Genomic DNA, 15,442 nt, shown 5'->3' on the forward strand with positions numbered 1-15,442 from the left:
GCCACCCAGTATCGAAGGAGAACCACCCATGGCCGGTTTCCGCACCGAAGATCCCACCACCGGAGAGATCGTCCGCACCTGGGACGCGATGAGCGAGGAGCAGGTGGAGGACGCCCTCGCCGCCGCCCAGGACGCCTTCACCACCTGGCGGAGCACCGACCCCGTCCGGCGCGCCGAGGTCCTGCGGCGCACGGCGGACCTGCTCGCGCAGCACGCCGACGAGCTCGCCGACATCGCCGCCGAGGAGATGGGCAAGCCGCTCGCCCAGGGCGTCGGGGAGGCGCAGCTGTGCTCCCAGATCTTCCGCTACTACGCGGACAACGCCCAGCAGCTGCTGGCGGACGACGCCCTCCCCGCCCACGGCGCCAACTCGACGCGCGTGGAGAAGGAGCCGCTCGGCGTCCTCCTCGGCGTGATGCCGTGGAACTACCCCTACTACCAGCTGGCCCGGTTCATCGCCCCCAACCTGCTGCTGGGCAACACCCTGCTGCTCAAGCCCGCCTCCATCTGCGCGGCCTCCGCCCTGCGGCTCGAGGAGCTGCTCACCGAGGCCGGCCTCCCGGAGGGCGTCTACCAGACGCTGCTCGTGGGCTCGGACCGGATCGACGGCATCATCGCCGACCCGCGGGTCCAGGGCGTCTCCCTCACCGGCAGCGAGGGCGCGGGCGCCTCCGTGGCCGCCGCGGCCGGTCAGCACCTGAAGAAGGCCGTGCTGGAGCTGGGCGGCTCCGATCCGTTCATCGTCCTCGGCGGCGACCTCGACGCCGTGGCCGCGACGGCGGCAAAGGCGCGGCTGAGCAACGCCGGGCAGGCCTGCAACTCGCCCAAGCGGATGATCGTCCTCGACGAGCACTACGACGAGTTCGTGGAGAAGCTCACCGCCGCGTTCAAGGACGCGACCGTCGGCGACCCCCGCGAGGAGGGCACCCAGGTCGGCCCCATGTCCAGCACCTCCGCTCGGGAGGACCTGATGGAGCTGGTGGACGACGCCGTCTCCCACGGGGCGCAGGTGCGCACCGGCGGTCACGCCCGTGCCGGCGCCGGCGCCTTCATGGAGCCGACCGTGCTCACCGGGGTGACCCGCGAGATGCGCGCCTGGTCCGAGGAGCTCTTCGGTCCGGTCGCCGTCGTGCACCGGGCCGCGGACGTCGACGAGGCCGTCGCCCTGGCCAACGAGTCCGACTTCGGCCTCAGCGGCTCGGTGTGGTCCGACGACCTCGAGCTCGCCGAGGCCACGGCCCGCCGCCTCGACGTGGGCATGGCCTTCGTGAACGAGCACGGCACCACCCAGGCCGGGCTGCCCTTCGGCGGTGTCGGCCGCTCGGGCTTCGGCCGCGAGCTGGGCCCCTACGGCGTGGACGAGTTCGTGAACAAGCGCCTGGTCCGCGTCGCGGACCCCGTCACCAGCGCCTCCGCCTGACACCCGCCCTCGTCGGAGGGCCTTCGCCCCGGGGAGGGGCCGCGCACCGCCGCGGCCCCTCCCCGGGGCGTTCCCGACTAGTGTGGGTCCCATGCCCGAACCCACCCCTGCCTCGCTGCGCATCGCCGTGCTCCTGGACTGTGACAACGTCTCGCCCAAGTACGCCGGCCTGATCCTCGAGGAGCTGGCCACGTACGGCACGCCCACCATCAAGCGCGCCTATGGGGACTGGACCACCACGAACCTCAACGGCTGGAAGAAGGCGCTCAACGAGCTCGCCATCCAGCCCGTGCAGCAGTTCGCGTACACGATCGGCAAGAACTCCTCGGACTCGGCGCTGATCATCGACGCGATGGACCTGCTCTGGATGGGCAACGTGGACGCGTTCGCGCTGGTCTCCTCCGACTCCGACTTCACGCGCCTGGCCACCCGCCTGCGCGAGTCCGGCAAGCGCGTGATCGGCCTGGGCGCCCGCAAGACCCCCGCCTCCCTGCGCAACGCCGTGGACCAGTTCATCTACCTCGAGCTGCTCGGCACCCACACGGACGACGTCGACGACGCCGAGCCGGCCCCCTCCCTCGAGGCCGACCCCTCCCCCAAGGACATCCGCGAGGCCAAGGAGGGCCCGTCCACGGGCAACCGGCGCTCCGGTGGCCGGTCCAAGGCCAAGGGGTCCGCGCGGACGAGCGAGCCTGCCGAGCCCGCCGAGGCCCCCGCGGCGGACGCTCCCGCCGCCGATCGTCCCGGGTCCGACGCGCCGGTCGATGAGACCACCGCCGCCCCGCAGCGCACCGTGCGCGGCCGCGGGCGCGGCGCGGGCCGCGGCTCAGTCCTGGTGGACGTGGAGTCGGACGAGGTCATCACCCCCGCCGAGGACCCCACCCCGCCGGACGTGCGCGCGGACGACGACGACGAGCCCGCCTCCCGCATCAACCTCCAGTCGGCACTGGTCAAGGCCGTCAACGCCACCTCGGGTGACGACGGCTGGGCCTCGCTGTCCCTGATCGGACAGCACATGTCCCGCACCCACGTGGACTTCGACCCGCGCGACTTCGGCCATGCCAAGCTCTCCACGCTCGTGGCGGACCAGCCGTACCTCGAGACCCGCACGGAGGGCCGGTCCATGGAGGTCTCCCTCAAGCAGCGCCGCCGCCGGGGCTGACCTGTTCACCCACACGTCACCTCCGTCCGGCACAGTGGGCCCATGGCCAACACCCTCGAATTCCTCCGCGGCGTCGACCGTCTGCACGCCTTCTACACGGAGAACGTGCGCATGCTGGCGCACGCGTACGACCTCACCGACGAGGAGGCGTCGCAGCTGCTGTCCAACATGGGCTTCAACAATGTGGCCGTGGCGATCCTCCGCAAGCCCCGCGTCGACATCCTCGGCACCCTCGGTGCACGGCCCGAGGACGAGACCCACACGCACCCCGTCGTCGATCCGGACACGGACGACGACGCCGGCCCCGCCTCCGCCTGAGCAGTCGGCTCAGCCGGCGGTGGCCCGCCGGACGGCCTCCGCGACGCCCGCGGCGTCCGGCGTCGTCGCCTGGGCGGCCACGGGCATCCCGGCCGTCTCCATGGCACGCCGCGTCGGGGCTCCGAGCGCGATGCACGGCACCGCCCCCGAGAGAAGCGCGTCCTCCGCGGGACCGTCCAGCAGCTCCTCCACCGCGCTGGGGCTGGTGAGCACCAGAACGGTCCCCTCCGGCTGCCGGCCGAACTCAGCCGGAGTGACCACGTCCGCCCCCGGCGGGTCCGCCGGCAGCAGGCGCCGGGCGGGATCGCCCGGGTACGCCACGGTGCGGTACGCCTCCACGCGGTCCACCGCCCAGCCGCGCTCCCGCAGCCCCGCCGCGAGGTCGTCCGAGGCCCGCGCGGACTGCGGGAGCAGCAGCCGCTCCCCCGCCCGCGCCGGACCCGGCAGCCCGGCCAGGATGCCGGCGGCCGAGCGGTCCGCCTCCGGCACCCACACCCCACCGACCATCCCGGCCTCACGCAGCACCCGCACGGTGCCCGGCCCGGTGGCGGCCACCCGCACGCCGGCCGCCACGTTCCCGTCCCAGCCCGCCGCCGCCAGGGCGCGCGCTCCGTTCGGGCTCGTCACCACCAGCACCGCGTACTCGCCGGCCCCGAGCGCGGCGACGGCCTCACGCAGGTGCGCGAGGCCGTCGTCGTCGGGAAGCAGGGTGTCCGTGGCGGGCAGGAAGCCGACCTCGAATGGGACGCCGTCCGGGCCGTCCGTGGCCCGCAGCCCCGCCTCGAGGTCCCCAGCCTGCGCCGGGCGGCGGGTCAGGAGCAGGCGCACGTCAGGCCTCGGCGTCCGCGGACCCGGGCAGCTCCTCACCGACGACGCCCGTGCCGGGCACGTCCGAGGTGACCTGCTCCGGGTCGTCCTTCGCCGCCCCCCGCGCGGTGCCCGGCAGCAGGTCCGCACCCTCGGCGAGGAACTGCTCGGCCAGGTGCACGCCGAGCGCGCCGGCGGCCAGGAACAGGGTGTCCTCGAGCCACTCGTCGGCCGCGGCCGGGTCGTCCGCCACGTCCCCGGGCACGGGGTCCAGCTGCACGGAGGAGGTGCGGCGCAGCACCTGGGAGCCGTCCATCGCAGCGACCATGGCGGACATCACGATCCGCGGGGCGGGCGTGCCGTCCTCGGCCTCCCCCTCCTCCACGTGCGCCACGGCGCCGATCGGAGCGGCGCAGCCGGCCTCCAGCCGCAGCAGCAGGGCCCGCTCGGCGCTGACGGCCACGTGCGTGTCGCGGTCGTCGACCAGCTCGAGCGCAGCGCGCAGGCGGCCGGCGTGGGAGTCCGGATCCAGGGCGGACTCCACCAGCAGCGGCCCGTCCTCCTCCCGGATCTCCACCGCGAGCGCCCCCTGGCCGGGGGCCGGGAGCATGACGTCGGGGTCGATCCGCTCGGTGATCACGTGCTGCAGGCCCAGCCGGTCGAGCCCGGCGCACGCGAGCACCACGGCGTCGAGGTCACCCCGCGGGGATCCCTTGGCGGCGGGGGCGTCGTCGTCGTGCTGCTCCAGGCCGGGCACGCGGGCCAGGCGCGTCTGCACGTTGCCCCGGATGTCCACGAGCTCCAGGTCCGGGCGCAGCGCCCTGAGCTGGGCCACGCGGCGGGGTGAGCCCGTCCCCACCCGCGCACCCTCGGGCAGGGTGGCCAACGTGAACCCGTCCCGCGCGCACAGGGCGTCCCGCAGGTCCGCGCGCGGCGGCACCGCGGCGATCTCCAGGCCCGGGGGCTGCGCGGCGGGCAGGTCCTTGAGCGAGTGGACGGCGAGGTCCACGCGGCCGTCCAGGACCGCCGCGCGCAGGGCCGAGGCGAACACGCCCGTGCCGCCCAGGGTGGCCAGGGACCCGGTGGTCACGTCCCCCTCGGTGCGGATCACCACGAGCTCGTGCCCCAGGCCGGAGCGCTCGGTGAGCGCCTCGGCCAGGTGGCGGGTCTGCGTGGTGGCCAGGGCCGAGCCCCGCGTGCCCACCGTCACGGCGGTCGCGGGGCCCGGCCCGGCCTGGTCCTCGAGGGTCACGGGGTGTCGGCCTCCTCCGGGGCCTCGGCCTGGCCGGCCTCGTGCTCGGCGAGGCCGCGCACGGGGGCGTCCACCGCGGAGGTGGTGGGACGGACGGAGCCGTCCCGCATCACCTTCACGCAGCAGTTCGGGCGGCACACGTCGTACCAGGCCGGGAAGCAGCCGGTCGACGCACGGCCCTCGCGGCGGCCCAGGCGCTCCTCCACGAGGTCCGCCAGGCCCGCCACGAACCGCGGGTCGGTGCCCGGGGTGGGGCTGCGGCGGAACGCGACGCCGAGCTCGCCGGCGGTCTCCTTCGCCTCGGTGTCCAGGTCCCACACCACCTCCATGTGGTCGGAGACGAAGCCCACGGGCACGACGACGAACCCCGCCACCGCGCGGCCCTGCGCGTCCGCGGGGGCGTCCGGGCCGGCGAGGGCCTCCATCGCGTCGTTGATGTCCGGCTCGAGCCACGGCACGTGTGGGGCGCCGGAGCGCGACTGGTACACGAGCGACCAGTCCACGCCCTCGGCCTCGGGCACGCGGGCGAGGATCTCGCGGATCACGTCGAGGTGCTGGGCGGAGTACACGTCCGCGCCCTCGGCCTCGCCGGGGGCCCCGCCGGCCTGCTCGCGCAGGTCCGCCGCCAGCCCGCGCGGGCCGGCGGCCTCCGCGTCGGCGGTGGGGATCGAGTGCGTGGCGAAGAGCACGTGGATGCGGGCGTCGTCGCCCACCTCGCCGCGCATCGAGATCAGGTCCGAGCGCAGGCCCTCGGCGAAGGGCTCCACGAAGCCGGGGTGGTTGAAGTACTGGCGGGTCTTGTCCAGGTCCAGCTCGCCCTCCAGCCCGGTGGACCGCAGGGCCATGCCCATGTCCTCGCGGTACTGGCGGCAGGAGGAGTAGCAGGAGTAGGCGGACGTGGTGACCGTCAGGATCCGGCGGTGGCCGTCGTCGTGGGCCTGCTTCAGCGTGTCCGGCAGGTAGGGCTCCCAGTTGCGGTTGCCGAAGTACACGGGCAGCTCGATGCCGCGGGAGGCGAACTCCTTCTCGAGCGCGGCGATCAGCGCGCGGTTCTGCGCGTTGATGGGGCTCACGCCGCCGTTGGCGCGGTAGTGCGTGGCCACCTCCTCGAGGCGCTCGTCCGGGATGCCGCGTCCGCGCGTGACGTTGCGCAGGAACGGGATGACGTCCTCCTGGCCCTCGGGCCCGCCGAAGGAGGCGACGATCACGGCGTCGTAGTCCTTGGCGTCCATGACGCCGCGGGCATCGTAGTCGAGGCCCGGGGCGGCCTCCTCGGGGGCGTGCTCGGGACGCGCGGCGTCCTCGGGGACGGGGTGGGTGGGGACGTTCACGGTCTGCTCCTCGCTCATCAGGCCAGCACCTCCGGCAGCTCGGAGGTCTCGACGCGGCGGCCCGTGTAGAACGGGACCTCCTCGCGCACGTGCAGGCGGGTCTCGTTGTTGCGCAGGTGTCGCATCATGTCGACGAGGTCGTTGAGCTCGGGGGCCTCCAGGCCCAGCAGCCACTCCCAGTCGTTGAGCGCGAAGGCGCTCGTGGTGTTGGCCCACACCTGGGGGAAGTCCTGGCCCAGCTTGCCGTGCTCCCGGAGCATGCGGGCGCGCTCCTTGGGGTCCAGCAGGTACCAGTCGTACGAGCGCACGAACGGGTAGAAGCACAGCCAGTCCAGCGGCTTGCGGCCCATCGCGAACGCCGGGATGTGGTCCTTGTTGAACTCCGCCATGCGGTCCGAGCCCATCGCGGAGAGCACCAGGTGGGTGCGCTCCAGCAGGCGGGTGCGGCGCAGGTCGCGGATCGCGGCCTGCAGGGCCTGCGCGGTGTGGGCGTACATCCACACCATCACGTCGCCGGCCTCGCGCATGCCCGAGACATCGTAGACGCCGCGCACGGTGACGCCCGCCCTGCCGAGCGCGGCGACGACGTCGTCGAACTCCTTGACGGCCTTCCGGGCCTCGCGGCCCTCCAGACCGAGCCAGCCCGGCTCGCCCTGCGGCCGGGCGAACACGGTATAGGTGGTGAACCAGTCCTTCCCGGTGAGGTCGGCGGTCTTGTCCTTGCCCATGGTGCTCTTCCTGTTCTGTCGTTCGGTCATGTGCGGTGCCACATCCTCTCAGGCGGCCTCGCCGCGGCCCACGGTGCGCTCGACGCCGGCCACGACGGCGGCCAGGCCGGTGCCGTGCACCCACGAGCCCACCAGGTCCAGCCCCGGCACGTCGGCGGACCAGCGGACCAGGGCGTCCATGGCCTCGCGGTCCGGGCCGTGCTGCGGCGGGATCGGGGCGCGCCAGCGCACCACGGTGGAGTTCAGCACGTCCTCCTGCGCCAGCGGCACGCCCGTCAGTGCGGCGGCGTCCTCGAGGGCCGCGGCGAGCAGCTGCTCGTCCCCGCTGCGGAAGCCCAACTCGTCCGCGTCCCCGCCCTGGCGCCCGTAGGACAGGCGCAGCACGTGGCGGTGCGGGTGGCGGGGCACGCCGTCCCCGTCCGGGCGCGAGACCACGGCGCGCAGCCAGGCCCACTTGGCGGTCGCATGCGTCAGGGCCTTGGCCTGCACCGCGGTGCCCGGGGACACGAGGACGCCGGTGCCGCGCGGGGCGTCGTCGAGGCCGGGGGCCTCGACGACGAGGGTCACCAGAGCGATCCCCTCGCCGGGCTGGGGGCCGGCGGCCGGGTCCAGGGCGTCCTGGCTCATCGGGGCCAGCAGGTGCCACGCGGTGACCCCGTCCACGGCGAGCACCACGCGGTCCACGTCCAGGCCGCGCACCACCTCGTCGTCGCGGTCGGAGATCTGCGCCCACCAGCGGCCGTCCCCGCCCACGCGGGACAGGGCGGCCACGCGCACGCCGCGCAGCACCGTGACGCCGGCCTCGCGCAGGCTGGTCACGAGCCGCCCGGTGACCTTGGCCATGCCGCCGTCGATCCCGGCCACGGCCGCCCCGGGGGTGTGGCCGCCGCGCAGGGCGGCGACGCCGGCGGACAGCGAGCCCGCCTCCACCGCGGCGCGGAGCAGGCCCGGGGCCACGCGCTCCACGTCCACGACGGCGGGATCGGCGGAGTGCACGCCGGCGACGACGGGGGCCACCAGGCGTCGGAGGACCTCCTCGCCGAGGCGGTCCGTGACCAGCTCGGCCACGGTGACGGGCGTCCCCGCGGCCAGCGCCTGCGCCCAGCGGTCCATGGGGGTGTGCTCGTCCTCGCGGGCCCGCTCCAGCCCCGCGGGGCTCAGGGCGGCCGCGACGTCGGGGGCGTGCAGGTCGCCCGGGACGCCCACCAGGCCGAGGCGCGGCGCGGGGTGGGCGCCGTCCGGACCGTGCAGCCACGAGCCCAGCGGCTCGGGGGCCACCACGTGCTCGTCCAGACCGAGCTCGTCCACGAGGGCCTGCATCGCGGTGCCGCGCACCGCGTAGGACTCGGCGCCGCCGTCCAGTTCGAGGGTCTGCGCCTCGGGCGTGCCGGAGTCGGACGCGGAGGGCACGTCCAGGAAGCGCGAGGACAGCGTGCCGCCCAGCACCGAGGTCGCCTCCGCCAGGGTCACCTCCCAGCCCTGCTCGCGGAGCCGGCGGGCGGCGAGCAGGCCGGCGATCCCGCCGCCGACCACGAGGGCCGTGCCGGTCATGCCTGACCTCCCTCCCCCACGGGCAGGGCGTGGATGAGTTCCACCACCCGGGTGAGGACCTCGGGATCGGTCTCCGGCGGCACCCCGTGCGCAAGGTTCACCACGTGGCCCGGGGCGGCCGCACCGGAGGCGACCACATCGCGCACGTGCGCCTCGAGCACCTCCCACGGGGCGCCCAGCAGGGCGGGGTCGATGTTGCCCTGCAGCGGCACCGCGCCGCGGCCGTCCGGGCCGGGGTGCGCCGCGAGGCGGCGGTGCGCCTCGGCGAGGGTGATGCGGTGGTCCACGCCCACCGCGGTGGCGCCGGCGTCGCGCAGGTGGGGCAGGAACTCGCCCGTGCCGGTGCCGAAGTGCAGCAGCGGGGCGCCGTCCACCGCGGCGGGGCCGGCGATGTCCGCCACGTGCGCGAACGCCGCTGCGGAGTGGGGCTGGACGTGGCGCAGGTAGTCCTCCGCGGAGAGCGAACCCGCCCACGAGTCGAACAGCTGGGCGGCCGATGCGCCCGCCTCGAGCTGGGCTCGGAGGAATTGGCCGGAGACCGTGGCGGCCCACCCGGCCAGGGCGGCCCACGTGGCCGGGTCGCCGTGCATCATGCGGCGCGGTCCCATGTGGTCGCGGGACGGGCGGCCCTCCACCATGTAGGCGGCCAGGGTGAACGGGGCTCCGGCGAAGCCGATCAGGGGGCGGTCGCCGAGCTCGGCGACCGTGCGGGCCACGGCCTCGCGGATGACGTCCAGCGCGTCGTCCGCGAGCGCGGGCAGGGCGGCGGCGTCCTCGGCGGTGCGCACAGGGTGGCCCAGCACAGGCCCCACGCCGGGCTGGATCTCCACGTCCACGCCCGCCAGGCGCAGCGGCACCACGATGTCGGAGAAGAAGATGGCCGCGTCCACGTCGTGCCGACGCACGGGCTGGAGGGTGATCTCGGCGGCGAGCTCGGGCTGCAGGCAGGATTCGAGCATGCCGATGCCCTCGCGCACGCGGCGGTACTCCGGCAGCGAACGGCCCGCCTGCCGCATGAACCACACGGGGTTCCGGGAGGGCTCCTGCCCCCGCAGGGCCCGGACGAGCGGGCTCAGGGCGGTGGAACGGGCGGGATCGGCGGTGCGCAGGGGGTGCTCGGCCGGCAGGCCGGTCGGCGCGTCGGAGGACGTGGTCTGAGCGGACATGCCTCCCATTCTCCCACCGACCGCGGCGCGGGGCCGCATCGGCCCGGAGATCGACGACGTCACCCGGCGGCCGCCTCCCCCGGCGGGCGCCGTGACGGCGCTAGGATGGACGGCGCTGTGACTGTCTTCTCCCTCGTGGCATCCCACAAAGACCTGAGCCTGGACACGGTGGCCCGCCTGAGCGCGGGGACCGCCGGCGTCGGGGCCGCCCTGACCGCCGACCGGGCGGACGGGGCCGTCGTGCTGTCCACATGCAACCGCGTGGAGGTCTACGCGGAGGCCCGCGACGGAGACGTGGACGCCGCGCGTGAGCGGCTGGTGGCCGCGATCGCCGAGCGCAGCGAGCTGCCCGCGGAGTCCGTCCGCTCCGCGTTCCGCGTGCTCGATGCCGAGGCCACCGCCCGACACCTGTTCGAGGTGGGTGCCGGCCTGGACTCCGCGGTGGTGGGCGAACGGGAGATCGCCGGCCAGGTGCGCCGCGCCCTCGTCGAGGCGCGCGCCGAGGGCACGGCCACGGGCTCTCTCGTGCGACTCTTCGAGTCCGCCACGCGCACGGCCAAGGACGTGGGGGCCCGCACCGCGCTCGGCGCCACGGGCCGTTCGGTGGTCTCGGTGGCCCTCGACCTCACGGAGGAGCTCCGCGGGCTCACGGACGAGACCGCGCGCCGCGAGTTCTGGTCCGGCGCCGCCGTCCTGCTGATCGGCACGGGCGCATACGCCGGCACCACGCTCGCCCAGCTCGCCGAGCGCGGCGCCGAGGCCGTGGGCGTCCACTCCGCCTCGGGCCGGGCCGCCCAGTTCGTGGGCGACCGCGGCGGCTGGGCCATGGCTCTGGGCGGCGCGGACGTCGCGGGGGCGGCCGCGGAGGCGGACGTGATCATCGGCTCCTCCGGCGGAGACCGGCAGATCAGCCCGGAGCGCCTCGCGGAGCTGCGCGCCGGCACCGACCGCCCGCTCACCGTGGTGGACCTCGCGCTGTCCCGCGACTTCGATCCGGCCGTCGCGGAGCTCGACGGCGTGGACCTGATCACTCTGGAGTCGGTGCGCCTGGCCGCGCCCGAGCAGGCCGAGGCCGCCGTCGCGGAGGCCCGTGCCCTCGTGACCGGGGCCGTGGCCGAGTACTCCGCCGCCCGCCGCGGCCGCACCGCGGACGAGGCGATCAAGGCGCTGCGGCGGCACACCACCGCCGCCCTCGACCGGGAGATGGAGCGGGTGCGCGCCCGGCACGGATGCACGGCCGCCGCCGAGGAGGTCCACTTCGCCCTGCGCCGCATGGTGAACCAACTCCTCCACGTCCCGAGCGTGCGGGCCCGTGAGCTCGCCGCCGACGGCCGGCTGGACGAGTACGAGCACGCCCTCGAGGTGCTCTTCCAGATCCCCGCACCGGCGGCAGCGCGGGCCGAGCCCGTCGCGCCGGACGGCTGCCCCGCCCAGGAGACCGGGGAAGACGACGTCGCCCGGAGAAGCGCCTGACCATGACCGAGACCACCTCACGCCCCACCCGCATGCCCCGCGCCGAGCGCCGCGTCCAGCTGATGGACGTGGCCCGCGCCGTGTTCGCGGAACAGGGCTACGCCGGCGCCGCGATGGACGAGATCGCCGCGCGCGCCCAGGTGTCCAAGCCGGTGCTGTACCAGCACTTCTCCGGCAAGCACGAGCTGTTCCTCGCCCTGCTCGACGGGGAGGTCACCGAACTGGACCGCCGACTGACCGCGGCGATCGAGTGCACGGACGACAACCGCCAGCGCGCCCACGGCATGGTCCACGCGGTCTTCGCCTACATGGACACCCCCGAGCGCTCGCACCGCCTGATCTTCGAGTCCGGCGCCGAGCACGACCCCGAGGTGCAGCGCCGGGTGGAGGCGGTGCGGGAGTCGATCGCGGCCCAGATCACCCGGATCCTCTCCACCGACACCGTGGTGGAGGGCGTGCTGGCGCAGGTCGTCGCGCGCGGCGTCGTCGAGATGGTGCTGGGCGCCGCCCGGCACTGGGCGGACCACGTCCACGAGGACCGCCGTCCCACAGCCCAGGACACCGCGGAGGCCGTCGAGCAGGTGCTGTGGCTCGGCCTCGAGGCCATCCCGGACCGCCCCGTCGAGGGCCGACACCCCCGTTACGCCCGCGGGTGAACGGCGCGCGCGTCCGGTCCTTCCCCCGGACCCCCTCCCGTAGGCTGGCCGCTGACCGCTAGACCCCGCCCACGAGAGGAACGTGAGGACCATGGAGATCCGCATCGGTGTGCAGCATGTCGGCCGCGAGGTCGTCCTGGAGAGCGAGCAGACCGCCGAGGAGGTGCGGACGCTCGTGGACGCCGCGATCGCCGACGGCTCGGTGCTCTCCCTGACCGACGCCAAGGGCCGGCAGGTCGTGGTCCCGGGCGATCGCATCGGCTTCGTGGAGATCGGCGCCCGCAAGTCCGGCCCCCTGGGCTTCGCCGCCGTTTGATCCCGGCCCGGCCATGCCGCATCACGCCCTCGCGGTGCACGGTGAGGAGGACGCCGCCCTCGGCGCCCGGCTCGCCGCCCTGCGCGCCGAGCTCGAACTGCCCGCGGAGTTCCCTGCGGCCGTGCTCGCGGAGGCCGAGGCCGCCGCGGCGTCCGTCCTCGCGCAGGCCGCCGCGGACCCGGGGCGCGAGGACCTGACGGCCGTGCCGTTCGTGACCGTGGACCCGGCCGGGTCCACGGACCTCGACCAGGCCCTGCACCTCGCGGACGCCGGAGACGGCGCGCTCACCGTGCGGTACGCGATCGCGGACGTCCCTGCGTTCGTGACCCCCGAGGGCGCGGTGGACGCCGAGGCCCGGCGCCGCAGCCAGACCGTGTACCTGCCGGACGGCCGCGTCCCCCTGCACCCGGCCGTGCTCAGCGAGGACGCCGCCTCCCTCCTCCCGGAGCAGGACCGGCCCGCGTTCGTCTGGACGTTCACGCTCGCGGAGGACGGCACGGTCACGGACACCGCACTGAGCCGGGCGCGGGTCCGCTCGCGTCTCCAGCTGGCCTACCCCGAGGTCCAGGCGTTCCTGGACGACGCCGCGGCCCCCGTCGCGGCCTTGTGGCCCGCGGAGGTGCGCGCGTCGCTGGCCCTGCTCCCCGAGGTCGGGGCACGGCGCACCGCGCAGGAGGCCGCGCGCGGCGGCGCCTCCCTGAGCATGCCGGACCAGGAGATCGCGGTGGTGGACGGGCGCTACCGGATCACCCGCCGCGTCCCCCTGCCCGCGGAGGACCACAACGCCCAGCTGTCCCTGATGACCGGTATGGCCGCCGCGGAGATCATGCTCCAGGCTGGCGTCGGGATCCTGCGCACCATGCCCGCCGCGGACGAGGAGGCGGTGGACGCCTTCCGCGCCCGCACGCGCGCCCTGGGACTGCCGTGGGAGCCCGGCACCGACTACGGGACGTATCTGCGCTCGGTGGACCCGGCCGACCCCCGGGGCCTGGCCGTGATGCACGCCGCCACCTCCCTCTTCCGGGGCGCCGGGTACACCGCGTTCGACGCGCGGGCGGAGGACCCGGCGCTGCGCACGCCGCCGGAGGACCCCGGGCAGGCGGCCCTGGCTGCGCCGTACGCCCACGCCACCGCACCCCTGCGCCGGCTCGTGGACCGGTTCGTGCTGGTTCTGTGCCACGCCCACGTCACGGGCGCTGAGCCCCCCGCGTGGGCCCGGGCCGCCCTGCCGGAGCTGCCCGCGCTGATGGCTGAATCGGGTCGGCGTGCGTCCGCGGCCGACCGCGCCGCCGGGGAGCTCGTGGAGGCCGCCGTGCTGGCGGAGCACGTCGGCGCGGTCCTGACCGGGTCCGCGGTCCGCTCCACCGAGCGCGGCACGGACGTCCAGGTCACCGAGCCGCCCGTGGCGCTGCGCGTGCCCGGGCGGGCCGAGCCCGGCACGGACGTGTCCGTCCGGATCGACGCCGTGGACGTGGCCACGGGGACGGTCACCGCCTCGGGGGTAGACTGGCCGGACAGCACACGCTGACCCGGGATGACCGGTCGCATCTGATCACCCCGCCTCGCCGTCCGCCGACTCCGGCCGACGGTGCACGACCTGCCGGATCCGGCACGGGCCCGCGTTCGCACCGCGGCCCAGACCGGTTCCACGGGGCCCGACCCGGCCCCGCCCGTGTTCCCCGCGATCGGCTCTCCACCACCGCGCCCGGCACGCCCGAGGACGGCCTCGATGAGGCCGCGGCGCATGAGACGAACTGCGAGACCCATGACCGAGAACACCCCCGCACCCGAGACCGAGCCGGACGTCGCCGACGTCGCCGCGGACACCGTCACCCCCGAGACGGCCCCCGCCGAGCCCGATCAGACCTTCGCCGACTTCGGCGTCGAGGAGCCCATCGTCCGCGCCCTGGCGGAGAAGGGCATCGAGCACCCCTTCCCCATCCAGGCGATGACCCTGCCCGTGGCCCTCGGCGGCCACGACATCATCGGCCAGGCCAAGACCGGCACCGGCAAGACCCTGGGCTTCGGCATCCCCGCGCTGCAGCGCGCCGTGGGCCCGGGCGAGGACGGCTGGGCCGAGCGCGAGGCCGACGGCCGCGCCGGCGCCCCCCAGGCCCTGATCGTCGCCCCCACCCGCGAGCTGGCCGTCCAGGTCGCCGGCGACCTCGTGGCCGCCGCCAAGCACCGCCCGCTGCGCATCGCCACCATCTACGGCGGCCGCGCCTACGAGCCCCAGATCGAGGAGCTGCAGCGCGGCGTCGAGATCGTCGTCGGCACCCCCGGGCGCCTGATCGACCTCATGCGGCAGAAGCACCTGCGCCTGGACCACGTGGCCACCGTGGTCCTGGACGAGGCGGACGAGATGCTGGACCTCGGCTTCCTCCCGGATGTCGAGACGCTGCTGTCCGCCGTGCCCGCCGCCCGTCAGACGATGCTGTTCTCCGCCACCATGCCCGGCCCCGTCGTCGCGATGGCCCGCCGGTACATGACCCGGCCCACGCACATCCGCGCGCACGACCCCGAGGACGAGGGCATGACGAAGAAGGACATCCGTCAGCTCGTCTACCGCGCCCACCACATGGACAAGGACGAGCTCGTGGCGCGGGCCCTGCAGGCGGAGGGCCGTGGCCGGACCATCGTGTTCACCCGCACCAAGCGCACCGCCGCGCGCGTGGCGGACGAGCTCACCCAGCGCGGCTTCGCGGCGGGCCCGCTGCACGGCGACCTCGGCCAGGGCGCGCGTGAGCAGGCCCTGCGCGCGTTCCGCAGCGGCAAGGTGGACATCCTGGTGGCCACCGACGTCGCCGCCCGCGGCATCGACGTCGACGACGTCACGCACGTGGTCAACTTCCAGGCACCGGAGGACGAGAAGACCTACGTGCACCGTGTGGGCCGCACCGGCCGTGCCGGCCACAAGGGCACCGCCGTGACCCTCGTGGACTGGGAGGACATGCCGCGCTGGTCCCTGATCGACAAGGCCCTGGGCCTCGGCCAGCCGGAGCCGCGGGAGACCTACTCGTCCTCGCCGCACCTGTTCGAGGACCTCGGCATCCCGAAGGGCACCAAGGGGCGCCTGCCGAAGGAGAAGCGCACCCTCGAGGGTCTCGGGGCCGAACGCCTCGAGGACCTCGGCGGCCCCGAGTCGAAGGAGCGCGACCGCGGCGGCCGCGGGGGCCGGTCCCGCGACGGCGGGCGTGGCGGGCGCGGCGGCCGGCGTGGGAGCGAGCGCGGCGGGGAGCGCCGCGAGCAGATCGGAAGAGCG

At 75.3% G+C, this 15,442-nt stretch carries 14 protein-coding genes; 8 read left to right on the top strand and 6 right to left on the bottom strand.

Translation table 11 applies throughout. The annotated features are described in order from the left end of the window. Positions 1–28 precede the first annotated feature (28 nt). The 3 genes from MA879_RS08900 (at position 29) to MA879_RS08910 (ending at position 2,900) form a co-directional block, all read left to right on the top strand. On the top strand, positions 29–1,420 hold the full coding sequence (locus MA879_RS08900) for an aldehyde dehydrogenase family protein (RefSeq protein ID WP_002854945.1): 1,392 nt from the start codon (positions 29–31) through the stop codon (positions 1,418–1,420). A 91-nt stretch (positions 1,421–1,511) separates the two neighbouring features. Further along, positions 1,512–2,582: an NYN domain-containing protein gene (locus tag MA879_RS08905; protein ID WP_248125279.1), complete on the top strand. Its 1,071-nt coding sequence runs from the start codon at positions 1,512–1,514 to the stop codon at positions 2,580–2,582. A gap of 42 nt (positions 2,583–2,624) precedes the next feature. Beyond that, positions 2,625–2,900, top strand: a complete 276-nt coding sequence (locus MA879_RS08910) for a hypothetical protein (RefSeq protein WP_248125281.1) — start codon at positions 2,625–2,627, stop codon at positions 2,898–2,900. Positions 2,901–2,909: 9 nt separating this feature from the next. Here MA879_RS08910 and MA879_RS08915 read toward each other — a convergent pair whose 3' ends face one another. From MA879_RS08915 to hemE, 6 genes are all read right to left on the bottom strand, one after another. After that, the gene (locus MA879_RS08915) at positions 2,910–3,728 is read right to left on the bottom strand and encodes a uroporphyrinogen-III synthase (RefSeq protein WP_248125283.1); all 819 of its coding nucleotides are present in this window, start codon (positions 3,726–3,728) and stop codon (positions 2,910–2,912) included. Between the two features lies 1 nt (position 3,729). After that, positions 3,730–4,959: a hydroxymethylbilane synthase gene (gene hemC / locus MA879_RS08920; protein WP_248125285.1), complete on the bottom strand. Its 1,230-nt coding sequence runs from the start codon at positions 4,957–4,959 to the stop codon at positions 3,730–3,732. After that, positions 4,956–6,191, bottom strand: coding sequence for a ferrochelatase (locus tag MA879_RS08925; RefSeq protein ID WP_248125304.1), 1,236 nt, complete (start codon positions 6,189–6,191; stop codon positions 4,956–4,958). Before MA879_RS08925 ends, hemC begins: the two co-directional genes overlap by 4 nt. Before the next feature lie 116 nt (positions 6,192–6,307). Continuing rightward, positions 6,308–7,018 (bottom strand): hydrogen peroxide-dependent heme synthase, encoded by a 711-nt coding sequence (hemQ, locus tag MA879_RS08930; RefSeq protein ID WP_418001238.1) that lies wholly within the window; start codon positions 7,016–7,018, stop codon positions 6,308–6,310. 48 nt (positions 7,019–7,066) lie between these two features. Continuing rightward, positions 7,067–8,569: a protoporphyrinogen/coproporphyrinogen oxidase gene (locus tag MA879_RS08935; RefSeq protein WP_248125287.1), complete on the bottom strand. Its 1,503-nt coding sequence runs from the start codon at positions 8,567–8,569 to the stop codon at positions 7,067–7,069. Then, entirely contained in the window at positions 8,566–9,735 is a 1,170-nt protein-coding gene (gene hemE / locus MA879_RS08940) for a uroporphyrinogen decarboxylase (protein WP_418001237.1), read from the bottom strand. Before hemE ends, MA879_RS08935 begins: the two co-directional genes overlap by 4 nt. Positions 9,736–9,852: 117 nt before the next feature. Between hemE and MA879_RS08945 the strand changes: the two genes are divergently transcribed. The 5 genes from MA879_RS08945 to MA879_RS08965 all read left to right on the top strand — a co-directional run. Then, entirely contained in the window at positions 9,853–11,208 is a 1,356-nt protein-coding gene (locus MA879_RS08945) for a glutamyl-tRNA reductase (protein WP_335342046.1), read from the top strand. Positions 11,209–11,210: 2 nt separating this feature from the next. Continuing rightward, on the top strand, positions 11,211–11,864 hold the full coding sequence (locus MA879_RS08950; protein ID WP_248125292.1) for a TetR/AcrR family transcriptional regulator: 654 nt from the start codon (positions 11,211–11,213) through the stop codon (positions 11,862–11,864). 91 nt (positions 11,865–11,955) lie between these two features. Beyond that, positions 11,956–12,180 (top strand): DUF3107 domain-containing protein, encoded by a 225-nt coding sequence (locus MA879_RS08955; RefSeq protein ID WP_248125294.1) that lies wholly within the window; start codon positions 11,956–11,958, stop codon positions 12,178–12,180. A gap of 13 nt (positions 12,181–12,193) precedes the next feature. Then, the gene (locus tag MA879_RS08960) at positions 12,194–13,708 is read left to right on the top strand and encodes an RNB domain-containing ribonuclease (RefSeq protein WP_248125296.1); all 1,515 of its coding nucleotides are present in this window, start codon (positions 12,194–12,196) and stop codon (positions 13,706–13,708) included. 237 nt (positions 13,709–13,945) lie between these two features. Then, the coding region (locus tag MA879_RS08965; RefSeq protein WP_248125298.1) for a DEAD/DEAH box helicase at positions 13,946–15,442 on the top strand (1,497 nt) is incomplete at its 3' end.

Origin of the sequence: Micrococcus lacusdianchii, from assembly GCF_023155805.1 — a bacterium.
In the GTDB taxonomy this organism is placed as follows: Bacteria; Actinomycetota; Actinomycetes; order Actinomycetales; family Micrococcaceae; genus Micrococcus; species Micrococcus lacusdianchii.